We start from the raw sequence: 6,215 nt of genomic DNA on the forward strand, positions 1-6,215 counted from the left end.
GCTTCCGCCGGTTGCAGCGTGACGGTAATCGAAACCGACCTTAATGGCCGGCAAGACCGATTTCCGGCGCGGAGCCTGACATGATTGAGACCATCGATCGCTTGCCTCCTGAACAATTGACCGGTCAGCATGCACATCGCGCCACGCGCGGTTCCGACCAGCCCGAATGCCCGGCGTGCAAGTCGCGATCCCTGTCCTCGCTGCGAACGGTGTCCGCGCGCGAAGCGGCTCACTTCTTCGCACCCGAGCGTGCAGATGCCGAAAGCCACAAGCGCATCCTGTCCTGCGTCACCTCGCTGTGGGGCGGCGACACCTGCCAGATCATGAGCTGCGCGGATTGCGGCTTCGGCTTCGCATGGCCTTACGTTGCCGGAAACGCCGAGTTCTACAATTTCACCGGCTCTGACGGCGTCTATCCCAGAGCCAAGTGGGAATTTACGCGCACGGCCGCCGAGCTCGGCAAGCTGAACAAGAGCGGCGCGAAGGTGTTGGAAGTCGGCGCCGGGAATGGGTACTTCCTCGACCAGATCTGTCCGAGCCTCGTTCGGCCTGAAGACGTCACGGTGCTCGAGTACAATGACAAGTCGATTCCGATCCTCAGGGATAAAGGATATCGCGCGCTTTCGGTCGATCTCAGAGACGAGGCGCTGGACGCCTATCGCGGCTCCTTCGATTTCATCTTCCTGTTCCAGGTCGTCGAGCATCTCGATGGCCTGGACGCGTTGTTCGGCCGCATCAGTTCACTACTGAAGAGCGGCGGCTCCGCATTCTGCGCCGTGCCCAACTCCGCGCGCGTCAGGTACCAGGAAGCCAACCGCTCCGTTCCGGACCAGCCGCCCAATCATATCGGGCGATGGACGCCGCAAGCCTTCGACGCGGTGTGCCGGCGCAACGGTCTGGTGGTCCGCTCGGCAGAGCTCGAGCCGTTGAGCTGGCGGGAATTCCTGGCCCACGACATCTCCTACAGCCATATTCAGCGCGCGCAGCTCAATCCGGACGGCTTCGTCGCGCGTGTCAGGAGCTTGCCGCGCGGCCGGATGCGGCGGCTTGCGGAAGCCGCCCTCGCCGCGCTCTTCATCCCGGCGCGCCTGTCGGCCTGGCACTACGTCTACCGAAACCGCCAAAATCTCGGCGGTTCCTTGTGGGTCCGGCTGGACCGGCCGTAAGCGATTCCCGCTCGACATGGCGGGGCGCCACGAACGCCCCGGATCAGGCTCGCCTATCGATTTCGCCCTCCGGTGTGCCTATATAGGGTCCCAGGGAAACACGGGCCAACATGACGACGATTGACGAAATCAGGGACAATTTCGACGTTCTGGACGATTGGGACGACCGCTACCGGTACGTCATCGAGCTCGGCCGCACGCTGGAACCGCTACCGGAGGACGAGCATTCCGCCGCTAACAAGGTGCAGGGATGCGTCAGCCAGGTCTGGCTGTCCAAGCGCATCGAGCGCAATGGCGGTGCACCGATCCTGAAATATCTTGGCGACAGCGACGCGCATATCGTGCGCGGGCTGGTCGCGATCGTGCTGTCGCTCTATTCCGGCCGCACGCCCCAGGAAATTCTGGAGACCGATGCGATCGCCGTGTTCGACGAGTTCGGCTTTCGCGATCACCTGACCCCGCAGCGTTCCAACGGGCTGCGTTCGATGGTCGAGCGTATCAAGACCGACGCGCGCGAGGCGCTCGCGGAAGCTTCGTGAGGCGGCGCTATTTGCGCTTCCGCTGCTGCTGCCCCAGCCCCATCTTCTTCGCCAGTTGCGAGCGCGCCACCGCATAATTCGGCGCGACCATGGGATAGTCGGCGGGCAGGCCCCACTTCTCGCGATATTGCTCCGGCGTCATGTTGTACTGGGTGCGCAAATGGCGCTTCAGCGACTTGAAGCGCTTGCCGTCCTCGAGGCACACCAGATAGTCCGGCGTCATCGACTTCTTCAGCGACACCGCGGGCTTCGCGGGCTCGAGCGGCGCCTCGGTGCGGCCGGCCGAGACCCGCGTCAGCGCGCCGTGCACCTGGCTGATGAGGTTCGGGATCTCGGTTGCGGGCGTCGGATTGTTGCTGAGATAGGCCGAGACGATATTCGCCGTGAGCTCGATGAAATTTTTGCCAGCGGCATCTGACATGGGATCTACCTCATTGAAATGGCAGCGCCTGATCCGGCGATGCCCGAGCAATTCATGGTCACCAATACATTCGACAAAGATGCGACTACTAGTAAATTCGAGCTTATTACTGCTCAAGTAACAAGAACAACTCACGGCCCCCGCAAGCCGGCGCGGCCGCCTCAGGCCCGCTGGTCGAGATGCGCCCGCAACTCGTCGATCGAGGCGAAACGCATCATGCCTTCCGGCATCTGCGCCTCGATCGAGCCGTCAGAATAAAGCGAATAAGCCATGCCATCGACGACGCCCGACTTGAGCACAGTCACGGCCGTCTGCTCGGCCGGCGCCGGACGCGCCGGCTCGGGTGCGGGCGGAGGCGGTGCAGGCGGGGCCGCGGCGGGTTCCGTGAGGGGCGAACGCGGCGGCGGTGGCGGTGGACGCCGCGTCACCGAGGCCTCCAACGGACGCACGCGCTCCGGCTTCGGCCAGGCGTCGTCAAAACTCGCGGGCGGCGGCTCTGGCGGCACCGCAGGAGGCGGTGGCGCGGGCCGCGGCTCGGCGCCCGAGGGCGCATCCCCGGTCTTCGCCTCGGCGCGCTCGCGTTCCTTGCGCGACGTCGATTCGAACAGGAGATTGCGCCGGCGCGGCGGTTCTGCGGGCGGTGGTGGCGGCGGCGGGTCGGGCACCGGCGGTGCGGCCTCCGTACGCGCGCGCGCCGCAGCCTCGTCCTGCCATGGCGGCGATGCCCCCGGCGATGGCGGCGCAGGCGCGAGCTTGAGGTCTTCGGCCGTGGTGGCCGCCGGCGCCGTCATTCCCGCGGTCGCGAGGCCGGCCGGAAGCACCGGCCGCACCCGCACATCCGACGGTGCGGTGGAACCGGCGAGCCGGCGGACGATGGTCTTCAGCTCCTGCACGACGACGAACAGGCCGAGCAGTAACATTCCGGAGCAGACGCCGATCGTCCCGCTCATTATGAGGGTACTACCGAGGCTGAATTCCTTGAGCGAGATGCCCCAAAGGATCGTGAGGAGACCCGCCACAACGGCGACCACCCCCGCGATCATCAATGCCAGCGCCATCGAACTCACCCCCGGCCGCGCATCTGTGCGCGACGCCTACGCCACGATACCGTCATATTGTGCAACTCGCCAACGACCATTTGCCATAGCCGTTCCTTAAAATAGCGAAATCAGGGACTTATTCACATTCCCTTCAGCATCGCCTCGCTAGCTTGAACAAGGTTCCAAGACTTCCAGGACTTCCAATTTGCTGCGTTGCATCAGGAATTTAGCCATTATGCCGAATTACTTGCACGTGGAACTGCGCTATAGGAAGTCCGGGGAACAGGCCCGTCCACGCCAGCAGGGCCGAGAGGGGACGCCGGGCTACTAGCCATGACATCCATCACGACTTCGGCGCTCGATACGCCAGCGCGGCGCTCGATCGAACGGACTTGCGACGATCTCGCCGCGCTCGTGCTCGCGGTGGTCGCCGTCATCGCCGGCCTGACGTTCCGCGACTACGGTCTCGGCTGGGACGACTACACCCACGCCGAATATGCCGACCTTCTGCTGCGCATGTTCGGCTCCGGCTTCAAGGACACCGCGGCGCTGTCCTTCGCCAACCTCTACATGTATGGCGGCGGCTTCGACATGATCGCAGCGCTGCTGCACAAGGTCATTCCGCTCGAACTGTTCGAGACCCGCCGTCTGGTCGGCGCCATCGTCGGCGTGATCGGCCTTGCGGTGACGTGGCGGCTCGGCCGCCGCGTCGGCGGACCGATTGCCGGCCTTGCGACGCTGTTGCTGCTCGCGCTCTGCCCGATCTTCTACGGGCACATGTTCATGAATCCGAAGGACGCGCCGTTCGCCGTGGCGATGATCGTCCTGATGCTCGGCCTCGTGCGCCTCGCCGACGAATATCCGCATCCCTCGCCGCGCACGATTTTGATCGTCGGCCTCGGCGCCGGCCTGTCGATCGGTTCGCGCATCCTCGGCGGCCTCGCGCTGGTCTATGCGTTGGTCGGCTTCATCCCGCTGTTCCTCGAGGAACTTCGCGTCGAGGGCGCCCGCGAAGCCGTGCGCCGCTTCGCCCATACAGTCTACGTGCTGCTGCCCGGACTCGTGCTCGGCTACCTCGTCATGGGCCTGATCTGGCCGTGGTCGATCATGGAGCCCGCCAATCCGTTCCAGGCGCTGACCTACTTCTCGCATTTCTTCGAAAAGCCCTGGAAGGAGATGTTCGACGGCGCGCTGGTGTCGGTGCCGGACATGCCGTGGTCCTATCTGCCGACGCTGTTCGCGCTGCAACTGCCGGAAGTGCTGCTGGTGCTGATGATCGGCGCCGTCGTCGGCACCTTCGTCATGCTGCCGCGCAAGGACGTGCCGGCGCGGCGCAAGACGATCATGCTGATGCTGACGCTCGCGGCCACCCTGCCGCTCGTCATCGCAATGGTGAAGCGCCCCGCGCTCTACAACGGCATCCGCCACTTCATCTTCGTCATTCCGCCGATGACCGTTCTCGGCGGCGTCGCCTTCGCCTGGATCATGGAGCGGCTGCGGGCCAATCACCGGAGCTGGCAGCCGGTCCTGCTCGCCACATTCTGCTTCGGGCTTGCGCTCTCGCTCGCCGAGATGATCCGCCTGCATCCGTATCAGTACACGCATTTCAACCACGTCGCCGGCACCGTGCGCGGCGCCGACGATCGCTTCATGCTGGACTATTGGGGCCTCGCGCTGAAGCAGGCTTCCGACGAGCTGCGCGAACAACTGGTCGAGCGGCAGGAAGTGCAGCCCCAGAACCGCAAGTGGAAGGTTGCGGTGTGCGGCCCGCAGCGTCCGGCGCAGGTCGCGCTCGGGCCCGACTTCACCATCGGCTGGGACTCCAATGCGGCCGACTTCGCCATGACGCTGGGCGAGTTCTACTGCAAGGGCCTCACCGCCCCGGTCCTGGTCGAGGTCAAGCGCGACGACGTGGTGTTCGCCCGCGTCTACGACATCCGCGGCCGCAGTATCTCCAGCCTGTTGTCGATCCCGGCGCCGTAGGCCTCCGCCCGCAGCCATCGGCATGACTGCTGCGCGATAGCCGCCTTGCTGCACATGGGTCGCAGGACTAGGCTTGCGCTTCGAAACAACGTCGTTCGGAGAGATTTGCCATGTCGCCAGCGGAAGCGCGCCGGAAGGAAGTGCCGTCTGAAATGACGGAGGCCGAGTGGCAACAGCGGGTCAACCTCGCCGCCTGCTACCGCCTAGTCGCCCTCTACGGCTGGGACGATCTGGTCGACACCCACATCTCCGCCCGCGTGCCCGGACCTGACCATCACTTCCTGATCAATCCCTACGGGCTGATGTTCGACGAGATCACCGCCTCCAGCCTCGTCAAGGTCGACCTGCACGGCAACCAGCTCTCAGAGAGCGAGTACAGCATCAACCCGGCCGGCTTCACCATCCATTCCGCCATCCACGAGGTGCGCGAGGACGCGATCTGCGTGCTTCATTTGCATACGCTCGACGGCACCGCGGTCTCGAGCAGCGCCGAAGGCCTGCTGCCGCTGAACCAGACCGCGCAGCTCGTCACCCACGACCTCGCCTATCACGACTATGAGGGCATTGCGCTCGATCACGACGAGCGTCCGCGGCTGCAAAGGGACCTCGGCGACCACAACCACATGCTGTTGCGCAACCATGGCACGCTGACGGTCGGCCGCTCGGTCGCCTCCGCCTTCGAGCGCATGTATCACCTGGAACGCGCCTGCTCGATGCAGGTGCGCACCCGCGCGCTGGGCACGCCGGTCTATCCGGTCGAGGACATCGCGATCGAGAAGAACACCGAGCTGCTCGCCAACCGCGACCGCGCCGAGCTGCGCTCCACCAACCTGGTCTGGCCGCCCTTGCTGCGCAAGCTCGACCGCGTCAATCCGGGCTACCGGACTTGAGAATTTTGGGTTTCGGTGTAGTATCTGCGCCGAACGACCTCTGCGCTTTTCGGAATGAAACGCCGCCCAATTCCGGGCGGCGTTTTTATTTGGTGCGGTCGTAGCAACCATTAAACGCCGAGGAGTTTTTCAGTCCACGGCGTTCCGCGTTGCACGACGGTGTTGGCATAGATGAG

At 64.7% G+C, this 6,215-nt stretch carries 6 protein-coding genes; 4 read left to right on the top strand and 2 right to left on the bottom strand.

The features are described from left to right. Positions 1–80: 80 nt before the first annotated feature. Together JQ632_RS27670 and JQ632_RS27675 are read left to right on the top strand one after the other, a co-directional pair. Positions 81–1,166, top strand: a complete 1,086-nt coding sequence (locus JQ632_RS27670; protein WP_212405807.1) for a bifunctional 2-polyprenyl-6-hydroxyphenol methylase/3-demethylubiquinol 3-O-methyltransferase UbiG — start codon at positions 81–83, stop codon at positions 1,164–1,166. 110 nt (positions 1,167–1,276) lie between these two features. Next, positions 1,277–1,705: a SufE family protein gene (locus JQ632_RS27675; protein ID WP_212405808.1), complete on the top strand. Its 429-nt coding sequence runs from the start codon at positions 1,277–1,279 to the stop codon at positions 1,703–1,705. A 7-nt stretch (positions 1,706–1,712) separates the two neighbouring features. Here the strand turns inward: JQ632_RS27675 and JQ632_RS27680 are convergent, their stop codons facing one another. Together JQ632_RS27680 and JQ632_RS27685 are read right to left on the bottom strand one after the other, a co-directional pair. After that, complete coding sequence (locus JQ632_RS27680; protein WP_212405809.1) at positions 1,713–2,126, bottom strand: MucR family transcriptional regulator; 414 nt, start codon at positions 2,124–2,126, stop codon at positions 1,713–1,715. A gap of 161 nt (positions 2,127–2,287) precedes the next feature. Then, on the bottom strand, positions 2,288–3,184 hold the full coding sequence (locus JQ632_RS27685; protein WP_212405810.1) for a DUF308 domain-containing protein: 897 nt from the start codon (positions 3,182–3,184) through the stop codon (positions 2,288–2,290). A gap of 315 nt (positions 3,185–3,499) precedes the next feature. Here JQ632_RS27685 and JQ632_RS27690 point away from each other — a divergent pair, with 315 nt between their 5' ends. Further along, on the top strand, positions 3,500–5,149 hold the full coding sequence (locus JQ632_RS27690) for a glycosyltransferase family 39 protein (RefSeq protein ID WP_212405811.1): 1,650 nt from the start codon (positions 3,500–3,502) through the stop codon (positions 5,147–5,149). 110 nt (positions 5,150–5,259) lie between these two features. Continuing rightward, the gene (locus JQ632_RS27695; protein ID WP_212405812.1) at positions 5,260–6,039 is read left to right on the top strand and encodes a class II aldolase/adducin family protein; all 780 of its coding nucleotides are present in this window, start codon (positions 5,260–5,262) and stop codon (positions 6,037–6,039) included. Positions 6,040–6,215: the final 176 nt, after the last annotated feature.

Origin of the sequence: Bradyrhizobium liaoningense (genome assembly GCF_018130955.1) — a bacterium.
Taxonomy (GTDB): Bacteria; Pseudomonadota; Alphaproteobacteria; order Rhizobiales; family Xanthobacteraceae; genus Bradyrhizobium; species Bradyrhizobium liaoningense_C.

Coding starts and splice junctions, on each gene's coding strand:
- JQ632_RS27670 (WP_212405807.1), top strand. CDS start 81: ATGATTGAGACCATCGATCGCTTGCCTCCTGAACAATTGACCGGTCAG.
- JQ632_RS27675 (WP_212405808.1), top strand. CDS start 1,277: ATGACGACGATTGACGAAATCAGGGACAATTTCGACGTTCTGGACGAT.
- JQ632_RS27680 (WP_212405809.1), bottom strand. CDS start 2,126: ATGTCAGATGCCGCTGGCAAAAATTTCATCGAGCTCACGGCGAATATC.
- JQ632_RS27685 (WP_212405810.1), bottom strand. CDS start 3,184: ATGGCGCTGGCATTGATGATCGCGGGGGTGGTCGCCGTTGTGGCGGGT.
- JQ632_RS27690 (WP_212405811.1), top strand. CDS start 3,500: ATGACATCCATCACGACTTCGGCGCTCGATACGCCAGCGCGGCGCTCG.
- JQ632_RS27695 (WP_212405812.1), top strand. CDS start 5,260: ATGTCGCCAGCGGAAGCGCGCCGGAAGGAAGTGCCGTCTGAAATGACG.